This window comes from Streptomyces sp. XY006 (assembly GCF_002237655.1).
Lineage (GTDB): Bacteria > Actinomycetota > Actinomycetes > Streptomycetales > Streptomycetaceae > Streptomyces > Streptomyces levis.
This window is the reverse complement of the sequence record NZ_NOKT01000032.1, coordinates 44281-64711: the sequence shown is the minus strand read 5'-3', so window position 1 is coordinate 64711 and position 20431 is coordinate 44281. Positions and strand designations below refer to the sequence as shown.

Here is a 20431-nt window from a genome sequence, read left to right as displayed (position 1 = left end):
TAGCATCCCACCTGACGACCCGTCAGCCAAGCAGCAGGGGGCAGCCGTGAACGAGACCCCGCACGCCCTGAGCACGTCCCGCACCCTGTGGGAGCTGGTGGCCCGCCGCGCCGCCGCCACGCCCGGCCGCCCGCTCTTCCTCCAGGACGACCGCGTCCTCACCTTCGGCGAGCTGGCCGTGCGCGCCGAGCGGGTGGCGGCCGGCCTGTACGGCATGGGCGTACGCCCCGGCACGGTGGTCGCCTGGCAGCTGCCCACCCGTATCGAGACGGCCCTGCTCTCCTTCGCGCTGGCCCGGCTCGGCGCCGTGCAGAGCCCGGTGATCCCCTTCCACCGGGACCGCGAGGTGGGCTTCGCGCTGCGGGAGTCCAAGGCGGAGTTCTTCGCGGTGCCGGGCGTGTGGCGCGGCTTCGACCACACGGAGATGGCCCGCAGGCTCGGCGCGAAGGGCGTCTTCGAGGCCTACGGCGAACTGCCCGACGGCGACCCGTCGGTACTGCCCCCGGCGCCGGCCGACGGCACCGCCGTCCGCTGGATCTACTGGACGTCCGGCACGACCTCCGCCCCCAAGGGCGTGCTGCACACGGACCGTTCGCTGCTCGCGGGCGGCTCCTGCCTGGCCCACGCCCTGCGGCCCTCGGCGGACGACGTGGGGTCGATCGCCTTTCCCTACGCCCACATCGGCGGGCCCGACTACACGGTGATGCTGCTGCTGTACGGCTTCCCGGCGGTGCTGTTCGAGCAGTTCGCGCTGCCCGAGGCACTGACGGCGTACCGGGCGCACGGGGTGACGATCGCGGGCGGCTCGACGGCGTTCTACTCGATGTTCCTGGCGGAGCAGCGCAAGCGGCCCGGGGAGCCACTGCTGCCGTCCCTGCGGCTGCTGGCGGGCGGCGGGGCCCCCAAGCCGCCGGAGCTGTACCACGCGGTGGTGCGGGAGATGGGCGTGCAGCTCACCCACGGCTACGGCATGACCGAGGTGCCGATGATCACCATGGGGTCGCCCGACGACAGCGCCGAGCTGCTGGCGACGACCGAGGGGCGGGCGCCGCAGGGCATGGAGATCCGGGTCGTGGACGGGGAGGTGCGGCTGCGCGGGGAGGCCGTGTGCCGGGGATACCTGGACCCGGCGCAGACGGCGCAGGCCTTCGACGAGGAGGGCTTCCTGCGCACCGGCGACCTGGGGCACCTCACGGAGACCGGTCACCTGGTGCTCACCGGCCGGCTCAAGGACGTCATCATCCGCAAGGGCGAGAACATCTCGGCCCGGGAGATAGAGGACCTGCTGCACCGGCATCCGGCGGTCGGGGACGTGGCCGTGATCGGGCTGCCCGACCCGGTGCGCGGGGAGCTGGTGTGCGCGGTGGTGGAACAGCCGCCCGGGGCCGCGGCCTTGACGCTCGAAGCCGTGACCGCGTTCCTGCGCGCCGAGGGACTGTCGGTGCACAAGCTGCCGGAACGGCTGGAGCTGGTGGACGCCCTTCCGCGGGGCGAGACCCTGCGGAAGGTGCTGAAGTACCGGCTGCGCGAACGCTATTCGGGCACGTGAGTCCGGCGCCCCGAGGGCTGCTCGGGCACGTGAGTCCCGTGCCCGGGGGGCTACTCGGGCACGGTGAAGTAACGGGCGAAGGCGGGCACGACATCGGCCTCGCCGACCTTGCCGTCGCCGTCCGCGTCGAGCTCCGCGGCGGCCGGTGCGGCCATCTCCTCGGGGACGCCCAGGCACTTCAGGACGCGCCCGGCCTCGTCGACCGTCACCGCGGCGTCACCGTCGGTGTCGGCGACGTCCAGGGCCGCGTGCAGGAAGGGGCGGGCGATCTCGGCGAACCGGTCGGGGTTGTCGCGCAGGCGCTTGACCGCGCCGTTGACGAACTCCTCGCGCGTGATGCGCTGGTCGCCGTCGCGGTCCGCTATCCCGGCCATGCCCTGCCAGAACGCCTCGGCGCCGCCGTACAGCGCCTGCCCCTTGTCGGAGCGGGCCGCGACGCCGAACTCCGTGAGCAGCGCCTTGGCCGCCCCGAAGAAGTCCTCGCGGTCGATGTAGCCGTTGCCGTCCTGGTCGAAGGTGGCGAACCGGGCGGCGATCCTGCGCTCGTACTCGCTGCTGACCATGTCTCTTTCGGGCCGCCTTACGTCAGGTGGGGTGCGTCTTCGGTCGGAGCGTACGACGGGGGGAGCGGTTCGGGCGCGGGAAAACGTCACTTGTGCCAAGACCGGGGGAATTCCGGGACAACACCGTGCCGCGACCGCGGCTTGGGGCTTACGTTGCGTGAGAGGGACGTCACGCGGGTGTCATGCCGACAGGGGTTCGCCCTCGTCGCCCAGGGCCGCGTCCACATCGCCGTACACGTCGAACAGACGGCGCACGCCCAGGGCGCCGAGCACCCGGTTCACGTGCGAGCCGTCCGCAGCGCCCCGGGCGGGCAGCACCAGGCGCAGCCGGCCCTGGCAGGAGCGGATGAGCCGGCGGGCGGCGATGAGCACGCCGACCCCACTGGAATCGCAGAAGAACACCTCGGACAGGTCCAGGACGAGACAGTGGTGCCCCTCGGCCACCACGTCGTGCACCCGCTGACGCAGCACCGGCGACGTCACCAGATCCAGCTCGCCCGACACCTGGAGCACGGCCCACTCGCCCTGCTCGCCGCCGGTCACTTTGAAGGTCACCACCACGCCCCTCGCTCGCCAAAACGGAAGCAGTCCCTACGCTTCCTTGCAGCGCGGCTGCCCAGCGGCCGTTCCCTGAAACACGGGCCCAAAAACGGATGGCGGGCAAAAGAGGCTTGTTTTAGTCGGCTTCGATCCGCTTCGATCCTTATCAGTCATGTCTGATCGGCGGGCAGAGGGGTAGGCGCGCACCAAAGGCTCCTGGCCCGGGCACGGGTGGCCTCCTACCACCTGCGGCCCCTCGGGGGGCGCACATTGCCACAAAGGGGCGTGCGCCGCCGGACGTGCCGACTACATTCGAGGAGACATGAGGCACAGGCTGGACAGGACACGGGCGCGGAACACGAGCAGGGGGTGAGGGGGCCGCATGGCGAAGAGGGACGTACCGCCTCGCTGGGACCGCAAGATGCAGCAGCGGCTCGCCCGCGGGGAAGCCGCCGCCCTCGGTGAGCTCTACGACCGGTTCGCCTCCCTCGTGCACGGCCTCGCCCACCGCGTCCTCGGCGACGAGAGCGCGGCCGACCGCATCACCCGCGAGGTCTTCGTCCACGTCTGGGAACACCCCGACTCCTACGACCCCAAGGACGGCCCGCTGCGGACCTGGGTCGCCGGACTGACCCACCGGCTCGCGGTGCAGCGGCTGCGCGCCACCGAGACCGCCGCCCTCGCCCGGGACGGCTCCGGCACCGCGGAGGAACTGGAGCAACGGGTGCGCAGCGCCGCGGTCGCCGCCCGCGCCGACTACATCGTCCAGTCCATGCCGGTCCCGCTGCGCTCGGCCCTGGAGCGGGCCTACTTCCAGCGCCGCGACTACCGCCAGGCCGCCGCCGACCTCGGCATCACCGAGGACGAGGCCCGCCGCCGGCTGCGCCTGGGCCTGCAACTGCTCTCCACCGCCCACGACACCGAGGCCCCCGGCGCCCCGCCCGGATCCGGGGGTGCGGCGTGAGCGGACCGGATGCTTCCGGGGCGTACGACGACCACGAGGACGACGGCGGCCCCGACCACGGCGACGAGCCGGGCCGCGGCCCGGGCCGGCCGCCGCGCATTCCCATGCCCCGGGCCTCCGTCGAGGACAACGGGCTCCCCCTGCCCGCGCCACCACCACCGGAACGGCCCGTGTTCGAGCATCCCGTGCTGAAGTCCCTGCTCGGCGCCTGGGCGCTGGCCGCCTGCTCGGCCGAGGAGGCCACGGCCGTCGAGGAGCACCTCGGATCGTGCGGCGCGTGCGCCGACGAGGCGCGGCGGCTGCGCGAGGCGGTCGGACTGCTGCAGCGCCCCGAGAGCCTGGACCTCGACCCGGGCCTGCGCACCCGCGTCCTGGAGACGTGCCTGGAGCGGCGCCCGCCGCGCATCCCCGTGCCGGAGTGGGCCGCCGCGTACGACGCCGAGACCGCCCGTCTGGACGCCCTGCTGCAGGACTTCGGCGACGCCGAGTGGCACGCGCCGGTACGGCTGCGCTGGTTCCACGGCGACGAGGCGACGACCCGCCGGACCACCGTCGCCGGGGTGATCGCGCATCTGCTCAGCGTGGACGGGCTGGTGGCGGTCGCGCTCGGCCTGGACGACCCGCTGGGCGACGTCCCCTCCGCGCGGCCGACCCCGGCGGAGCGCACCGAGGCGTTCTGGCGCGCCTCCCACTTCCCGCCCACCCGCGCGGTGCGCGCCCCCTGGCGGGAGCAGAGCCACAACCTGGTGCGCACGGTGTCCTTCACGGGCGGCGGCGGGGGCCGGATGCCGATCCCGTACGGCGACTTCGACCTGCCGCTGCACGACGCGATGCTCGACCGGGCCTTCGAGTGCTGGGTGCACGCGGAGGACATCGCGGACGCCGTCGACTACCCCTTCGACCCGCCCTCGCCACGCCATCTGCACCGCATGATCGACCTGGCGGCCCGCATGCTCCCGACGGCGCTGGCCCACCGCAGGCAGGCCGGCCTCGCGGCCCCCGCCCACCACCGCCACCTGGTCGCGGCCGGTGAACCGGGCCGCAGCCTGCGCCTGGAGATCGAGGGCTCGGGCGGCGGCGAGTGGCTCATCCCGCTGGACTCCCCCGCTGCCAAGGGCTCCGCCGAACACGAGGTGGCCCACGTGGCCCTGGACGGCGTCGAGTTCTGCCGCCTCGCGGCGGGCCACGTCCCACCCCAGGAGGCGGCGGCCGGCCAGGTGGGCGACAGAGAGGCGATCAGGGACGTCCTGTTCGCGGCGGCGTCACTGAGCAGGATGTAGAACGCGGCCGGGGGGACGCGCCCTCAGGCCCCGAGCTCCTAGGCGAACACCACGGTCCGCCGCCCGTTCAGCAGAATCCGGCGCTCGGCGTGCCACTTCACGGCCCGCGCCAGCGCCTGGCACTCCACGTCCCGCCCGATCGCCACCAGCTGGTCCGGCGTGACGTCGTGCCCGACCCGCTCGACCTCCTGCTCGATGATCGGCCCCTCGTCGAGGTCGGCCGTCACGTAGTGGGCCGTGGCCCCGATCAGCTTCACACCCCGCGCGTGCGCCTGGTGGTACGGCTTCGCGCCCTTGAAGCTCGGCAGGAACGAGTGGTGGATGTTGATGATCCGCCCGCTCAGCCGCTTGCACAGGTCGTCCGAGAGGACCTGCATGTAGCGGGCCAGCACGACCAGCTCCACGCCCTCCTCGCGCACGATCTCCAGCAGCCGCGCCTCGGCCTCCGGCTTGGTGTCCTTCGTCACCGGGATGTGGTGGAAGGGCACGTTGTAGGAACCCACCAGCTCGGCGAAGTCCGTGTGGTTGGACACCACACCCGCGATCTCGACCGGCAGCGCCCCGATCCGCGCCCGGAACAGCAGGTCGTTCAGGCAGTGCCCGAACTTGCTGACCATCAGCAGGATGCGCATCTTCTCGTCGCCCCGGTTGATCTGCCAGTCCATCTGGAAGGAGTCACCGATCGCCGCGAAGCTGGCCCGCAGCTTCTCCAGCGTCACCGGGGCGTCCGCCGAGAAGTGGACCCGCATGAAGAACAGCCCCGTGTCGTGGTCGCCGAACTGCTGGCTGTCCTCGATGTTGCAGCCGGTCATGAACAGGTAGCTCGACACGGCGTGCACGATGCCCTTCCTGTCCGGGCAGGAAAGGGTGAGGACGTACTGGTCGGCCGGGACCGCGGCACTGGTGGACTGCTCGTTCATGCTGGACAGGTTCCCACAAGGACCGACGGCACCGGCAATCGTCCCGCTAGGCGGACCTCGTCATGATCCGCAGCACCTCGAGGCTGCGCGGCGGCGTGTCCGGCTCCTCACCGTCGCTCGCGGCGAGCCGCACATGGGCCTCCCGGGCGGCCCCGACCGCCTCCGGCCACGCCTCGTGCTCCAGGTACGCGGCGACCGGCGCGTCCGGCCCCACCTGGTGCATGATCCGCAGCACCCGCAGCACGGCGGTGTCGACCAGCGCCGCCTCCTGCGAGTCGCGGAAGATCGTGCCGACGTACTTCTCGGCGGACCAGTGGTCCAGCCAGGTGTCCTCGACCAGCCGGTACACCGCGTCGGTCACGTCGCCGTAGCCGTCCACGCCGGCCAGCCAGACGTCCCGCTGGAAGACGGGATCGGAGAGCATGTGCAGCGCCGAGCGCACGTTGCTGCGCCAGCGCCACCACGGCATGTCGTTGACAGGCATGCCGCCCATGGTGGATGAGCGACGGCCACGTCGGGAAGAGTTCTCCGAAGCTTGCACGGTCATCGATCGTACGTTCCCCTCCACATCGGTCACACGGACCCCCGCAATTCACCTGTACGTCACCGATCGTTGACCGCGGGTCACTCATGGGTTAGCCATGTGACGGAATCGTGCGGAACCATGACCGGCAGGCGACGTACTCGCAGCACATCCCTCCCCGGCCTCCTCACCCGTCACGCCAGAAAAGGCGTCCTCTCCGCGGGCACGGCGGTCGCGTGCGCGTCCCTCCTCGCCGGATGCGGGGTCGTGCCCGGTACCACGGGGGGTGCCGGGGACGATCCCATCACCGTCATGACGTGGGCGCCCGAGAAGACCAAGGCCACCAACAAGCCCGGCATGCCGGCCTTCGCCCGCGCCTACGCCCGCTGGGTGAACGCGGGCGGCGGGATCAACGGCCGCGAGCTCAAGGTGCTGACCTGCAACGATCACAACGACAGCGTGGCCGCGGCGAAGTGCGCCCGGCAGGCCGCCAGGGAGAACGTGGTCGCGGTCGTCGGATCCTACAGTCAGTACGCCGACTCCTTCTTCCCGTCCCTCGAGGGCGCGGGCATCCCGTACATCGGCGGCTACGGCATCACGAACGCCGAGTTCACCAGCCCCCTGTCCTACCCGGTCAACGGCGGGCAGCCCGCGCTGCTCGCCGGTCTGGGCCGGGCGCTCGCCGACTGCGGGCCGGTCGCGCTGATCCGGCCCGACACCATCGCGGGCGACCAGCTGCCGCCGCTGCTCGACTCGGGCCTGAAGTCGGGCGGGCACGCGCCCGCCCGGGACCAGCGCGCGCCCGAGGACGCCACCGAGTACACCGGCCACGCCGAGCGGGCGCTGCGCTCGACGACCGTCGACCCGGAGGACGAGGGCTGTGTGGTGCCGGCGCTCGGGGACCGCAACGGCACGTTCATGGACTCCTTCCGCCGCGCCCGGGAGGAGTACCCCGAGGTACGGACGGCCGCCGTGCTCGGCAGCGTCGACCAGACGGTGATCGACGCGACGGGAGGGGCGTCGGGGCCCTACGAGGGCTCGTACATCACCGGCTGGTACCCCGTGGCGAGTGACCCGCGCTGGGACGGGATGAAGCAGGTGATCAAGGAGGAGGCCTTCGGCGACAACCGCATCGACCCCGCGGACGCCGGTGTGCAGACCACCTGGATCGCCTACTCCGTGTTCCACCGGGTCGTCGAGTCGCTCGGCGACGGCGAGGTGAGCGCCGACACGGTGGCGGAGGCCCTCGACGACGGCTTCAAGGCCGACACGGGCGGGCTCACGCCGACCCTGCAGTGGCGGTTCCAGGACGAGCTGGCCGCCGTGGGCTTCCCGCGGCTGGTCAACGCGAACGTGACCTTGCAGGTCGTGCGCGACGGGCGGCTGGTCTCGGCCCGCAAGGGCTTCGTCGACACGACCCGCACGCTGCAGGACGCCGACGTGAACTACTAGGCGGACGCCTGGCGGCCCACGCCGGTCCGACTCACTCGGATGGTCCGAGTGAGTCGGAGTGTCCGGCTCGTCACAGCTGTGTCGGCTGGCGCTCGGTCAGGCCGTACGTCTTGGCGATGCTGTTCCACAGCGTGGCCGCCTTGGCCTTCTCGGCGCTCGCGACGCCACTGGCCCGGTTGCCGGCCTGGGTCTGGCCGGTGACCCGGGCCTGGCCCTTCTTGCAGCCCTTCTTGCCGGCGGTCTGGTCGGCCCAGGCCGCGTAGTGGTTGTCGGCGGAGGCGGAGGCCTGCCACGCCTTGGTGAGGGCGGTGGTGAGCGCGGCGTGGTCGGGCAGCCGGTCGACCTGGATGCCGCCGAGCCGGGTGACCAGCTGGGTGCGCTGCCTGGCCGCGTCGCGCAGGTCCTTGGCGGCCTGGGCGAGGTTGTCGCAGCCCTTGACGTCGGCCACCGCGTTGATCACCGCGCTGCGGCTGTCGCCGCTGTCGGCGAGCAGCTTGTCGAGCTCGACGGCCTGGGCGCGGGCCGGGTCGGCGGAGGGCGAGGCGGAGCCCTCCGTCGCGGGCGCGGAGGCGGCCACGGTCTTGTTGTCGTCGCCGGCGTCGTCGTCGCCGCCCCCGCCGGCGAGCAGCGCGCCCGCGCCGACGCCGAGGACGGCTATGCCGATGCCGACGGCGGCGATCAGGGGGACGCGCGAGCCGGTCCGGCCGCCGCGGGAGCGGCCCGCGGCGGGGGCTCCGTGGGAGGGCTGGGGCCGGTGCTGCTCGACGCGGGGCAGCTGCTGGGTGGCCCCGGCGGGAGCGCCGGCGGCCTGGTCGTCGCGGAAGAGGTGGCCGAACTCGGCGGGCGGCTGCGGGTCCGCGCCGCCGGACACCGGCGCGATGTACTGCGTGGCCTCGGCGTCCGGGTTCGAGGAGGGCGGCAGCGGTCCGGCGCCGGCGCGCGGTCCGGTGCCCAGGAACCGCGTCGCCTCGGGGTCCTCCGCGGTCGACTCGGGCGGCAGCGCCCCCGGTCCGACCGGGGGTATGTACTGCGTGGCCCCTTCGTCGGCGGCCGCCGGGACGGGCGGCAGGTACTGCGTGGCCGCGGCGGCCCCGTCCGCGGCGACGGGCGGCAGGTACTGGGTCGCCCCCTCGTCGGCGGCGGGAGGCAGCGGGGCGCCTGCCGGACCGTGCCCGTGCGCACCGGCGGGAGAGCCGTACGCGTCGGAGGCCGGCGGCATGCCGCCCGCGGCGGGTGCCCCGTAGGCGTCCGTGGCGGGCGGCAGGGGGGCTCCCCCGGCGGCGCCGTACGGGCCGGGGGTCTGCGGGCCCTCCGGGGGCAGCGGGGCTCCGGCGCCGGGAGCGCCGTAGGCGCCCTCCGGCGGTTGCGGGGTGCCGTACGCGGCGTGCTGCGCCTGCGGGTCGTACGCCTGCGGCGGCCGGGTGTCCTGCTGCGGGAGCGCTCCCGGGTCCTGCGGGCCGGCCGCGGGCTGCCGGCCGTCCCAGGCCTGCTGCTCGGGCGTGTGCCACTGCTGGGGCGGCGGGGACTGCCAGGTCTGGCCCGGCTGCGGGGCCGCCTGCTGCTCCGGACCCCACGGCAGGCCCCAGGTCTGGCCCTCCGCGGGGGCCTGCCCCGTCGGGGGCGCGGCGGGACGGCGGCCCGCGGGAGCGTCACGGGGTCCGCCCGTCATCCCCGGCAGCAGGGGTTCGCCACCGTCCGAGGGCAGCACGATGCCTTCGCGCGCGGGGCGCGCCGAGGGCTCCTCGCCCTGTCCACTCTGCGTCACCGGGACTCCTACTAATGGGGGACCTTGTGAATCGTCGGGTCACGCTACCGGGTCCCCTGAGCCCCGTGCCACGCAGCACAGGGCGCGGCCTCCTGCCCTGTGAGCGCGGCAACAAAACCGGGTCACGGCACGCCTTCGCGTCACCTCCCGCCCGTCAAGGGGCCGTTTCCCGGATGTTCACGCCTGCGCGGAGCGTGTGTTCACGCCGCCGCCTGGAGGTCGAGCCGCGCGCCGAACTCCCTTACCACCGCCTCGTCCCGGTACGGCTCCAGCCGCTGCTGGAAGTCCTCCAGGTACTCGGCACCGCGGTTGGAGCGCAGGCCCTCCAGCAGTTCGACCGCCTTCATGCCGGTGCTGCACGCCTGCTCGATCTCGCGCTGCTGCACCTGCGCTGTGGCGAGCAACACATATCCGATGGCCCGGCGGCGGGCCCGGCTCCGCGGATGGCCCGCCAGCGACTCCTGCGCGCACCGCGCCGCCGCCTCGGCCTGCCCGAGGTCCCGGTGGCAGTGGGCCAACTCGTCGGCCAGATACGCCTCGTCGAAGTGCGCGATCCACGCCGGGTCGTCCCCGGTGGCCGGGTCGGCCGCCTCCAGGGCGCTCACCGCGCGCCCGGCCGCGACCTGGGCGGCGCGCGCGTCGCCCAGCAGGGCGTGCCCGCGCGCCTCCGCCGCGTGGAACATGGACTCCGCGCGCGGCGTGACGCGCCCCCGCGCCCCCTCCTGCGCCGCCCGCGCCAACTGCGCGATCTCCCGCGGGTTCCCGAGCTGCGCGGCGAGATGGCTCATGGAGGCCGCGAGGACGTAACCGCCGTAGCCGCGGTCCCCGGCGGCCTGCGCCAGCCGCAGGGCCTGGATGTAGTAGCGCTGCGCCAGCCCCGGCTGGCCCGTGTCCACGGCCATGTACCCGGCCAGCTCCGTCAGCCGCGCCACCGCGGCGAACAGATCCCGCCCGACCGCCTCCCGGTACGACCCCGCAAGCAGCCCGGAGACCACGCTGTTGAGGTAGTGCACCACCACCGGGCGCACATGCCCGCTGCCGTACTGGTGGTCGAGATCCACCAGGGCCTGCGTCATGGCCCGCACGGCCTGGACGTCGGACTGCCCGACCCGCGGCCCGGCCGACCGCGACACCTGCGAGTCCGGCGCGGAGATCAGCCAGTCGCGGCTGGGCTCGACCAGCGCGGACGCGGCGACGGAGGAGCCGGACAGGAAGTCCCGCCGCCCCACGTCGCTGCGCCACAGCTCGCAGACCTGCTCGATGGCCCCCAGCACCGTCGGCGAGAACTGCAGGCCGACCCCCGAGGCGAGGTTCTTGCCGTTGGCCATGCCGATCTCGTCGATCGTGACGGTACGGCCGAGTTTGCGGCCCAGCGCCTCGGCGATGATCGCCGGTGCCCTGCCCCGCGGTTGCTGCCCGCGCAGCCAGCGCGCCACGGACGTCTTGTCGTAGCGCAGGTCGAGTCCGTGCTCGGCTCCGCACATGTTGACCCGGCGGGCGAGGCCGGCGTTGGAGCAACCGGCTTCCTGGATGAGCGCCTGGAGCCGTTCGTTCGGCTGCCGGGCGACGAGCGGCCTTGCGGCCATGGCGTACCCCCTGTGGCTGCGGTGCCTGCCCACGCACCGAGTTGACGTGTCTTCCGCGGCCGGGCCCCTCGCGTCCCGGCGAAGGGATCCGGCCGTGAAGATCAATGCCCCGCCGACCAGGCGAAAATGCGAGGCATGTGAGGATTGCCGGGGTAACGGCTGGTGCCGGCCCCACTCGTGGCTACCCACCTCCGGCCATGGATCCTCCTGCGCGCCCCCGCACATGCACCCATGCGCCCCGGCCACGGGCGAGGTGCTCCTCCCCGCGCACGTCGGCGGGCGTAACCCCTGGTGACGACCAGAGTTGTGTTCATCGTGGAAGAGACGATCGCCGGCACCGAAGCCGCTCAGATCCCGAAGCAGCGCGGGGAATCGCTGCTGGAGACCGCCGTCCGCTACGCCGAGGAGCGGCACTGGGACGTGTTCCCGGGCACCTGGCTGGAAGCCGTCGACGGAAGTCAGCGCTGCTCGTGCGGTGACGCCGCGTGTCCGGCACCCGGCTCGCACCCGGCGCGTCCGGACTGGGCGACGCAGGCGACGGGGAGCGCGACGGTCGCACGGCGGATGTGGCAGAAGCAGCCGACGGCGTCGATCCTGCTGCCGACGGGGCGGACGTTCGACGCGATCTCCGTGCCGGAGACCGCCGGGTTCCTGGCGCTGGCGCGGATGGAGCGGATGGAGCTGACGCTGGGGCCGGTGACGCTCACGCCGGACCGGCGGATGGAGTTCTTCGTGCTGCCGGGGGCCGCCGTGAAGGTGCCCGATCTGGTGCGCAAGCTGGGGTGGTCGGTGGCGTCGCTGGATCTGACGGTGCTGGGCGAGGGCGCGTATGTGGCCGCGCCGCCCACGCGGTTCGGGTCCCGTGGGGCCGTGCAGTGGGCCTGCCGGCCGACGCCTGCCAATCGGTGGCTGCCGGATGCGGAGGAGTTGATCTCGCCGTTGGCCTATGCGTGCGGCAGGGATCGTTAGGCGCCCCTTCGTCTGCCCCTTTGCGTGGTGTGGCGACCGCGGGCCGTCCGTGGTTGGTCGCGCAGTTCCCCGCGCCCCCGAGGCATCACCGGAACCGTAGGGTGCAAGGTGACGGAGGGAGGCGCGGTGGGATCCAGCGCTGTGCGTGTGCAGGGGCTCTGGAAGCGGTTCGGGCAGCAGGTCGCTGTCGCCGGGATCGATCTGGAGCTGCCCGCGGGTAAGTTCATCGGGCTCGTCGGGCCGAACGGGGCCGGGAAGACCACCACGCTGTCCATGGTGACCGGGCTGCTCCGGCCCGACCACGGGACCGTCGAGATCGTCGGGCACGACGTGTGGCGCGATCCCGTCGAGGTGAAGGCCCGCATCGGGGTGCTGCCGGAGGGGCTGCGGCTGTTCGAGAGGCTGTCCGGGCGGGAACTGCTGGCCTATTCCGGCCGGTTGCGCGGGCTGCCCGGTGCCGAGGTCGACAAGCGGGCCACCCAGCTCCTCGACGTCCTCGACCTGGCCGGCGCCCAGCACAAGCTCGTCGTCGACTACTCGACCGGCATGCGCAAGAAGATCGGTCTCGCCGCCGCCCTGCTCCACAATCCCGAAGTGCTCTTCCTGGACGAGCCGTTCGAGGGCGTCGACCCCGTCTCTGCCCAGACCATCCGGGGCGTCCTGGAGCGCTACACCGCCTCGGGCGCCACCGTGGTGTTCTCCTCCCACGTCATGGAGCTCGTCGAGTCGCTGTGCGACTGGGTGGCGGTGATGGCCGCCGGGCGCATCCGGGCCACCGGCACCCTCGCCGAGGTGCGCGGTGACGCGCCGTCGCTGCAGCGGGCGTTCCTCGAACTCGTCGGCGCCCAGGGGCGGGACGCCGGGTCCGACCTCGACTGGCTGGGCGGCGGATCCCGGTGAGCGCCGGCGCCCTCACCCCCGTCTTCATCCGGCTGAAGCTGTCGCTGCTGCGCAACGGACTGCGGCAGTCCGGCGGGCGGAAGGCCGCCTACATCACCTCGGCCGTCTTCGCCCTGCTGTTCGCCGCGCTGCAGCTGATCGGCCTGATCGCGCTGCGCGGGCACGCCCACGCCGCGTCGGTGGTGGTGCCGGCGGTGGCGGTGCTGGGGCTCGGCTGGGCGGTGATGCCGCTGTTCTTCCCCAGCGGTGACGAGACCCTCGATCCGACCCGGCTGGTGATGCTGCCGCTGCGGCCCCGGCCCCTGGTGCGGGCGCTGCTCACGGCCTCGCTGGTGGGGATCGGGCCGCTGTTCACGCTGTGCCTGCTGGCCGGTTCGGTGATCGCGGTGGCGCGGGGCGGGGCCGCGTTCGCGGTGGGCGTGGTCGCCGTCGTACTGGCGCTGCTGGTGTGCGTGGCCCTCGCGCGGGCCGTGGCCGCCGCCAACGTCCGGCTGCTGACCAGCCGCAAGGGACGCGACCTCGCCGTGCTGAGCGGGCTCGTCATCGCCATCGGGGCACAGATCGTCAACTTCGGCGCCCAGCGGATCGGGGCGTCGGGGCTGGGCGAGCTGGACCCGGCGGGGGACGTGCTGCAGTGGGTGCCGCCCGCCTCGGCGATCGGCGCCGTGCACGCGGTGAGCGAGGGCTCGTACGGACGCGCCGTCGCACAACTGGCGCTCAGCGCCGGCGCACTGGCGGCGCTGCTCGCGGTGTGGTCGCGGCATCTGACCCGGCTGATGACCTCGCCGGACGGCTCGACCCTGCCGACGGCGGACACGGCCGCCCGCGAGCGGTCCTCGACCGGGCTCGCCGCACTGCTGCCGCCCGGCCGTACGGGCACGGTGATGGAGCGCAGCCTGCGTTATGTGTGGCGCGACCCGAAGACCAAGGCGGCCTGGGTGACCTCGCTGGCCATCGGGCTGATCGTGCCGGTCTTCAACGCCTGGCAGGGCACCGGGTCCGTGTACTTCGCGTGCTTCGCGGCCGGCATGCTCGGCATCCAGATGTACAACCAGTTCGGGCAGGACTCCTCGGCGTTCTGGATGGTCGCGACGACGATCTCCTCCACCCGTGACGCCTACGTCGAACTGCGCGCCCGGGCCTACGCGCTGCTGCTGATCACCCTGCCGTACGCCGCGCTCGTCACCGTCCTCACGACCGCCATGCTCGGCGACTGGCCGCGGCTGCCCGAGGCGCTGGGGCTGTCGTTCGCGCTGCTCGGCGCGATGCTCGCGACCGGGGCGTGGACCTCCGCCCGCTTCCCCTACTCCATCCCGCAGGAGGGCTACAAGAACGTCGCCCCCGGGCAGACCGGACTCGCCTGGATCTCCGTCTTCGGCGGGATGATCGGGGCGGCCCTGCTGTGCGCGCCCGTCATCGCGCTCGCGATCTGGCTGAACGTGAGCGCGGACGGGGACGACTTCGCCTGGCTGCTGCTGCCCGCCGGCACGCTGTACGGGGCGGTGCTCACGGCGGCGGGACTGCGGCTGGCCGCTCCCCGCACGGCCCGGCGGCTGCCGGAGATCCTCCAGGCGGTCAGCAAGGGGTGACGGGGCCGGTCGCGGCGGGCGTGCGGGTCCGGGTGCCGGGCGCCGGGCGGTCTCAGTCGTCGCCGAGCGAGTCCAGGAACGGCTCGATGGCCGCGCGCCAGGCCTCCGGCTGGTCGTAGTGGACGAGGTGACCGGCGTCGGCGACCTCCGCGTACTGGCCGCGCGGCAGGACCCGGACCATCTCCTGGGCCTCGGCGCGGCCCAGTTCGCCGTCGAGGCCGCGCACCACCAGGGCGGGGCACCGCACCTGGGCCAGCTCCTCCCAGTGCGCGTCGTACACCCAGGTCTCGCGGGAGCGGAGCATCTGCTCCGGTTCGAAGACGGGACGCCAGCCGTCCTGGGACTCGGCCATCACCTCGGCGTAGAACTCGCCGCGGGCCGGGTTGGGCCGCTCCACCCAGGGGTCGTCCTCGCCGAACCACTTGCGGACGTCGGCGAGCGTGGCGAAGGGCAGCGGCCAGGACGCGAACCACTGGGCCCACTCGCGCTGCGACGCGGCGCCGAGTGCGGAGGCCCGCATGTCGCAGATGATCAGCCCGCGGACCAGGTCCGGACGCCGGGCGGCGAGCTGCCAGGCGGTGAGCGCGCCCATGGCGTGGCCGATGAGGACGACCGGGGCCAGGCCGAGCTGCTCCAGAGCGGCCTCGGCGTCGTCGACGTAGGCGTCCCGGGTGAAGGCTCCCCGTGGGGGCTTGTCGCTGCGGCCGTGGCCGCGCTGGTCGAGGGCGACCGCGCGGTACCGGCCGGAGAGCCACCGGGCGGTGGGCGCCCAGTGCGAGGCACGGCCCATGAGGCCGTGCAGTAACAGCACGCCCGGGGAGCCGCCGGCCCCGGACCGCCCGCCCTGTCCCTCCCCCGCGCCCGGCCCGTCCTGCGCCGGACCGGTCTTGGGCGGGTCGCCGAACTCCCAGGCCGCGAGGCGTACGCCGCCCGTCCCGGTCACGTCGATGCGTCGCGCCATGTCTGGCACCCCCCAAGCTTCGCGCGGACCGCGGCCGCTGCGGCCGGACGGTCCTGTGAACCGTGTTCTGCCTGCCGTGCCTGTCGTGCCGGGTCCCGGTGAACCCGTGCCCTGCGTCGCCCGCAGACTATCGAATGCGCTTTCGAAGATGCGGTTCCGGCGGACAACACCCCTCATTCGAGTGACCGCCCTCGGGGATTGATCGCCGCTGCCGAGGGGAGATCTTCAGCGGGAGGCGGACCGCTCGGGGAAACCGGTCCGCGGGGGATGACCCTGAGAGCTCGGGGCTCCGGGTCAGCACAGGGGAGGACAGGCCCCGGCGCCGCACGGCGCCGGGGCCCTCTCCGTCCGAACGGCACATCCTCCCGCCCCCTCCCCGGCCGGGCGACATCGCTGTCAGGCCACGGCCCAGAGCCCCTCAGGTCATATGCCTCACGCGACAGCGTCGCACGGGAAGCGGACGAGCGCTGCCATTCGACGGACTGGACCCCGGATGCGGTACGGATCACGCCAACGCCGCGAGCACCCCTCCGGCACCGGCACTCGACAGGCTCAGGGCTTGGCCACGAACACGTGGGAGGCCACGTCCGACTCCAGTTCGGCCGCCTCGCCGCCGCTGCCCACCAGCACGCCGCCCGCCGACTCCGTCACGCTCACCACCGAGCCGGGCTGCACGCCCGCCCGCCGCAGCGTGTACATCAGCTGCGCGTCCGTCTGGATCGGCTCGCCGATCCGGCGCACCACGACCGTCTTGCCCTCCGTGCCCGGGTCGAGGCTGGCCAGCGACACCATGCCCTCGTCCAGGAACGGGTCGGCGCCGTCCTTCTCGCCCAGCTCCTCCAGCCCCGGGATGGGGTTGCCGTACGGCGACTCCGTCGGATGCCGCAGCAGCTCCAGGACGCGGCGCTCCACGGCCTCGCTCATCACGTGCTCCCAGCGGCACGCCTCGGCGTGCACCTGCTCCCACTCCAGACCGATCACGTCCACCAGCAGACACTCGGCGAGGCGGTGCTTGCGCATCACGCGCGTGGCCAGGCGGCGGCCCTCGTCCGTGAGCTCCAGGTGCCGGTCGGTGGCGACGGACACCAGGCCGTCGCGCTCCATCCGCGCCACGGTCTGGCTCACCGTCGGGCCGCTCTGGTCGAGCCGCTCGGCGATACGGGCGCGCATGGGGACCACACCCTCTTCCTCCAGCTCGAGGATGGTGCGGAGATACATCTCCGTGGTGTCGATCAGTCCGGACATACGTGCCCCTCGAATGAGATCTGCCGGAGGCTGGACGGCTCACCGGCGCGTGCGCTGGCCCTGCACCCAATTCTGCCGGATACCACCGACAACCGTGCCGCCGGAGGGGAAGCGGTGGATTACCGGGCCCCGGAGCAGGGTACGGACTCCCGCCTCCCGCCCTGACCGGCCCCGGGGCCACGCGGGCGGCGTCCGGCCGTATTGACACCGCACTGGTCCAGACCGCACGGTGATGCGCGACACAAGCCCGTGGGCCAGTTCCGAAGGGGATCCCGTATGAGCGACCGCGCGCCGGCCGGCCAGTTCCTCGACGCCGCGATCGACCTGCTGCGGCGGGTCCGTGACGAGGAGGCCGACGCCATCGCGGCCGTGGGGACGCTCCTGGCCGACACCGTCGAGCAGGGCGGCCGGCTCTTCGCCTTCGGCGCCGGGCACTCCTCCCTCGCCGCGCAGGACCTCGTCTACCGCGCCGGCGGACTCGCCCTGATGAACCTCCTCGCCGTGCCGGGTGCCGTCGGCGTCGACGTCATGCCCGCACCGCTCGGCTCCGCCCTGGAACGCGTCGACGGCCTCGCCGCCGCCGTCCTCGACAACTCCCCGCTGCGCGCGGGCGACGCCCTGCTGATCATCTCCCTCTCCGGGCGCAACGCCCTGCCCGTGGAGATGGCCCTGCACGCGCGCGCCCTGGGGGTGAAGGTCATCGGCGTGACGTCGGTGGCCTACGCCTCGGAGACGACGTCCCGGCACGCCTCCGGCACGTATCTGAAGGACCACTGCGACCTCGTCCTCGACTCCAAGATCGCGGTCGGCGACGCGGAGCTCACCCACGACCAGGTGCCCGCGCCGTTCGCCCCCGCCTCCACGGTCGTCACCTCGGCCCTGCTCCAGGCCGTCATGGCCACGGCCGCCACGACCCTCGCCGAGCGGGGCGTCGAGCCGCCGCTGCTGCGCTCCGGGAACGTCGACGGCGGGCACGACTGGAACGCCCGGGTGATGGAGCAGTACGGCGACCGGATCTTCTACCGGCACTGAACGGGGAGCCGGCGGAACGCGTCGGCCGGGTCCGGGCTAGGCCTGGTCCGAGCCGGCCGGGGCCGTCAGCCGCCGACGGGCGGTCAGGACGTCGGCGAGCGGTCAGCCGTCGGCTGACGGTCATCCGTCGGCTGACGGTCATCCGTCGGCGGACGGTCAGCCGCCGGCGCACGGTCAGCCGTCGGCGGACGGTCAGCCGTCGGCGAGCGGTCAGCCGTCGGTGGGCGGGCCCGTGAGATCCACCAGGTCCAGCGCCGTCGCGATGCGTACCGCCACGTCCTCCGCGTACATCGCGTCGGACCGCTCGAACGCGCTGCGGCCCGCCCCCCGCAGAAACGTCACGACACCGAGCGTGCGCCCCCTGCTGCGCAGCACCGCGCACAGGGCGTGCACCGCGTCCGGCGGCCACTGGCGCGCCAGCGCCCACTCGCGGGCCCGCTCGGCGGACGCGGCGCCCGCGCTCGCCCGCAGCGCCCCCGTCCGCTCCACGCACTGCAGGGCCGGGTGGCCCTCCGGGTAGCGCACGGGCAGCCCGGCCGGGCCCGCGAGCCTGCTCGGCCCCGGCGCCCCGGACGGCGTGGCCGCGACCCGCACCAGCCGGACCGGCCCCGCGGCCTCCGGGTCGGTCAGCGCGCCACCGGCCACCCGGTCGATCAGCGCGTGATCGGCGAATCCGGCCAGTGCGAAGTCCAGGTGGACCGTCGCCGCCTCCGCCGGGTCCTCGCACTCGGCGGCCGCCCGCGCCGCCCGGTGCAGCTGCTGCGTGCGAAACCGCAGCAGCGACGCCTCCTGCTCGTTCTGCTTGAACTCCGTCACGTCCTGGAACAGCCAGCCCACACCCAGCGGAACCGGCTCCTCCGCGAGCGGTGAGGCCAGCCGCAGGAAACCGCTGCGCCAGCACCGCCGCCGCTCCCCCTCCGGGGTGCGCACACTCACCCACACCTCGGCCGGCGCCGGGGGCGCGCCTTCCGCGAGCACGTGCTGCAGCGCGCTCTCCAGCTCCTCCACGCCCTGTGACAGCAGCTCCCCGAGCGGCCGGCCGAGCACCGACGTACGGCCCGTGCCCAGTGCCCGGGCCGCGTGCGCGTTCACCACGGCGGGCCGCAGGTCGACGTCGACCAGGACGACGCCCCAGCCCGCGTCCTCGAACAGCGCCTCGCTCAGCGCGATCGACCGCTCCAGGTCGATCTGGGCGTGCACCTCGCTGAACGCGCAGTAGACCCCCGCCGGCTTCCCGTCGGGCCCGCGCACGGCCGCCGACTGCGTCCGGACCAGCACCCGCCCGCCGTCCTTCGTCAGCAGCGCGAACTCGTGCACCTGCCGGCCCGGGGCGTGCATCGCCGACAGCAGCCGCTCCTCAACCTCCTCGGCGTCCGCGCTGCGCACCGCCCAGCCGGCCAGGCCGCGCTTGCCGACCGCTTCGTCCGCGCTCCAGCCGAGGATGCGCTCGGCCTCGCGGTTCCAGTGCGTGACGACACCGTCGGCGTCGAAGGCGCACAGCGCCGCGTCCATCCCGTCCAGCAGCGCGGCCAGCAGATCAGAGCCGTCCGCACCGTCCCGCCCGGGCTCGTCCGGCCCCAGCTCGTCGGTGGTCCCACTACGCCGGGAAGCACTCACCTGGACCCCCTGCAGGCTGCGTCCGCACGTACGGCACGCCGGTTCGCTCCTTGCCTTCATTCAACTGGAAGGTGACCCGGCGCACACCGGGTTCCCCCAACATTGAAGGAATCGTTGTACGCGGGCAATCCCCACGTCAACGGCCCGTGACAGCGCCGTCGCAACGGTGCGGGTACCCCCGGGGCCGAGGTCTCAAAAAAAGCGGTTGATCCGGGCCGGGACCGTTTCCTAGGGTTCCAGGTACACGAGAGAGGAGGTGGTTCGGCAGATGTATGGAAACCGGACGCGTGAGGTGGCTGCGGGCTAGCGGCCCGACACCACACTCGGTGCGGTGCCGAGCCAGCGCGCGAACGCGCGTGCAGCCGGCCCAATCTCAAGCAGTCACCCGACCCGCGAGTCGCCGGTACGTCCGGCCGGCTCCTCCCCGGAGGAACCAGACTCGCGGGTCGTCTGCGTTCTCGGGGAGGGCGATCATGCCGGGCACATGGCACCGCGACCGCGTGGGCAGCGCCCTGCGCGGTGAGAATCCCACCGTCATGCGCAGGCTGGACGCCGGATTCGCGGCGATCGGCGACGTGCAGTTCCTGCCGGGTTACTCGGTGCTGCTCACCGACGACCCGGCGGTGCAGCGGCTGTCCGAGCTCCCACGGGACCGGCGGCTGGCGTTCCTGGACGGCATGGACCGGCTCGGGGAAGCGGTCGAGCGGGCCTGCCTCCGCGTGGAGTCGGGGTTCCGGCGGGTGAATCTGGAGATCCTCGGGAACACCGACGGGTTCCTGCACGCCCATGTGTGGCCGCGCTACGACTGGGAGCCTCCGGACCGCGTGCGGCTGCCCGTGTGGCTCTACCCACGGGGGATGTGGACCGAGGAGCGGTACGCCCTCGGGGCGCGGCACGGGCCCCTGCGCGAGGCGATCGGGGAGGAACTGGACCGGCTCGCGGGCGGGCCCGCGGCCTCACCCGGGGGCGGGTGAGA

The 20431-nt window shown here is 73.5% G+C and carries 18 protein-coding genes; 9 read left to right on the top strand and 9 right to left on the bottom strand.

Translation table 11 applies throughout. The features are described 5' to 3' along the window. The first annotated feature begins 46 nt into the window (after positions 1-46). Positions 47-1549, top strand: coding sequence for a class I adenylate-forming enzyme family protein (locus CHR28_RS30595; protein WP_094056961.1), 1503 nt, complete (start codon positions 47-49; stop codon positions 1547-1549). 50 nt (positions 1550-1599) lie between these two features. Here the strand turns inward: CHR28_RS30595 and CHR28_RS30590 are convergent, their stop codons facing one another. Next, positions 1600-2112: an EF-hand domain-containing protein gene (locus CHR28_RS30590; RefSeq protein ID WP_094056960.1), complete on the bottom strand. Its 513-nt coding sequence runs from the start codon at positions 2110-2112 to the stop codon at positions 1600-1602. A 180-nt stretch (positions 2113-2292) separates the two neighbouring features. Then, positions 2293-2673 (bottom strand): STAS domain-containing protein, encoded by a 381-nt coding sequence (locus tag CHR28_RS30585; RefSeq protein WP_030849533.1) that lies wholly within the window; start codon positions 2671-2673, stop codon positions 2293-2295. 361 nt (positions 2674-3034) lie between these two features. On the opposite strand from CHR28_RS30585, the gene CHR28_RS30580 reads away from it, so the two are divergent. Both CHR28_RS30580 and CHR28_RS30575 read left to right on the top strand, forming a co-directional pair. Next, positions 3035-3616 (top strand): sigma-70 family RNA polymerase sigma factor, encoded by a 582-nt coding sequence (locus CHR28_RS30580; protein ID WP_094056959.1) that lies wholly within the window; start codon positions 3035-3037, stop codon positions 3614-3616. Next, the gene (locus CHR28_RS30575) at positions 3613-4896 is read left to right on the top strand and encodes a maleylpyruvate isomerase N-terminal domain-containing protein (protein WP_094056958.1); all 1284 of its coding nucleotides are present in this window, start codon (positions 3613-3615) and stop codon (positions 4894-4896) included. The genes CHR28_RS30580 and CHR28_RS30575 overlap by 4 nt, the downstream gene beginning before the upstream one ends. A 38-nt stretch (positions 4897-4934) precedes the next feature. Here the strand turns inward: CHR28_RS30575 and purU are convergent, their stop codons facing one another. Further along, on the bottom strand, positions 4935-5816 hold the full coding sequence (gene purU / locus CHR28_RS30570; protein WP_094056957.1) for a formyltetrahydrofolate deformylase: 882 nt from the start codon (positions 5814-5816) through the stop codon (positions 4935-4937). Between the two features lie 46 nt (positions 5817-5862). Then, the gene (locus CHR28_RS30565; RefSeq protein WP_094056956.1) at positions 5863-6363 is read right to left on the bottom strand and encodes an SCO4402 family protein; all 501 of its coding nucleotides are present in this window, start codon (positions 6361-6363) and stop codon (positions 5863-5865) included. Between the two features lie 117 nt (positions 6364-6480). Here CHR28_RS30565 and CHR28_RS30560 point away from each other — a divergent pair, with 117 nt between their 5' ends. Next, complete coding sequence (locus CHR28_RS30560) at positions 6481-7791, top strand: ABC transporter substrate-binding protein (RefSeq protein ID WP_094056955.1); 1311 nt, start codon at positions 6481-6483, stop codon at positions 7789-7791. Positions 7792-7861: 70 nt separating this feature from the next. Here CHR28_RS30560 and CHR28_RS30555 read toward each other — a convergent pair whose 3' ends face one another. Both CHR28_RS30555 and CHR28_RS30550 read right to left on the bottom strand, forming a co-directional pair. Beyond that, on the bottom strand, positions 7862-9556 hold the full coding sequence (locus tag CHR28_RS30555) for a hypothetical protein (RefSeq protein WP_094056954.1): 1695 nt from the start codon (positions 9554-9556) through the stop codon (positions 7862-7864). A gap of 200 nt (positions 9557-9756) precedes the next feature. Beyond that, complete coding sequence (locus tag CHR28_RS30550) at positions 9757-11142, bottom strand: transcriptional regulator (RefSeq protein WP_094056953.1); 1386 nt, start codon at positions 11140-11142, stop codon at positions 9757-9759. A 306-nt stretch (positions 11143-11448) separates the two neighbouring features. On the opposite strand from CHR28_RS30550, the gene CHR28_RS30545 reads away from it, so the two are divergent. From CHR28_RS30545 to CHR28_RS30535, 3 genes are all read left to right on the top strand, one after another. After that, positions 11449-12111 (top strand): bifunctional DNA primase/polymerase, encoded by a 663-nt coding sequence (locus tag CHR28_RS30545; RefSeq protein WP_094056952.1) that lies wholly within the window; start codon positions 11449-11451, stop codon positions 12109-12111. A gap of 108 nt (positions 12112-12219) precedes the next feature. Further along, positions 12220-13011: an ABC transporter ATP-binding protein gene (locus CHR28_RS30540; protein WP_094056951.1), complete on the top strand. Its 792-nt coding sequence runs from the start codon at positions 12220-12222 to the stop codon at positions 13009-13011. After that, positions 13008-14600: a transporter gene (locus tag CHR28_RS30535; protein ID WP_094056950.1), complete on the top strand. Its 1593-nt coding sequence runs from the start codon at positions 13008-13010 to the stop codon at positions 14598-14600. Before CHR28_RS30540 ends, CHR28_RS30535 begins: the two co-directional genes overlap by 4 nt. 52 nt (positions 14601-14652) lie before the next feature. Here the strand turns inward: CHR28_RS30535 and CHR28_RS30530 are convergent, their stop codons facing one another. Then, a complete protein-coding gene (locus CHR28_RS30530; protein ID WP_094056949.1) occupies positions 14653-15561 on the bottom strand; it encodes an alpha/beta fold hydrolase in 909 nt (302 codons plus the stop codon). A gap of 552 nt (positions 15562-16113) precedes the next feature. Further along, positions 16114-16806, bottom strand: coding sequence for a metal-dependent transcriptional regulator (locus tag CHR28_RS30525; protein WP_094056948.1), 693 nt, complete (start codon positions 16804-16806; stop codon positions 16114-16116). A gap of 276 nt (positions 16807-17082) precedes the next feature. Between CHR28_RS30525 and CHR28_RS30520 the strand changes: the two genes are divergently transcribed. Further along, a complete protein-coding gene (locus CHR28_RS30520; RefSeq protein WP_094056947.1) occupies positions 17083-17838 on the top strand; it encodes an SIS domain-containing protein in 756 nt (251 codons plus the stop codon). 210 nt (positions 17839-18048) lie between these two features. Here CHR28_RS30520 and CHR28_RS30515 read toward each other — a convergent pair whose 3' ends face one another. After that, on the bottom strand, positions 18049-19515 hold the full coding sequence (locus CHR28_RS30515; RefSeq protein WP_094056946.1) for a PAS domain-containing protein: 1467 nt from the start codon (positions 19513-19515) through the stop codon (positions 18049-18051). A gap of 413 nt (positions 19516-19928) precedes the next feature. Between CHR28_RS30515 and CHR28_RS30510 the strand changes: the two genes are divergently transcribed. Beyond that, a complete protein-coding gene (locus tag CHR28_RS30510) occupies positions 19929-20429 on the top strand; it encodes a diadenosine tetraphosphate hydrolase (RefSeq protein ID WP_094056945.1) in 501 nt (166 codons plus the stop codon). The last annotated feature ends 2 nt before the right edge of the window (positions 20430-20431 follow it).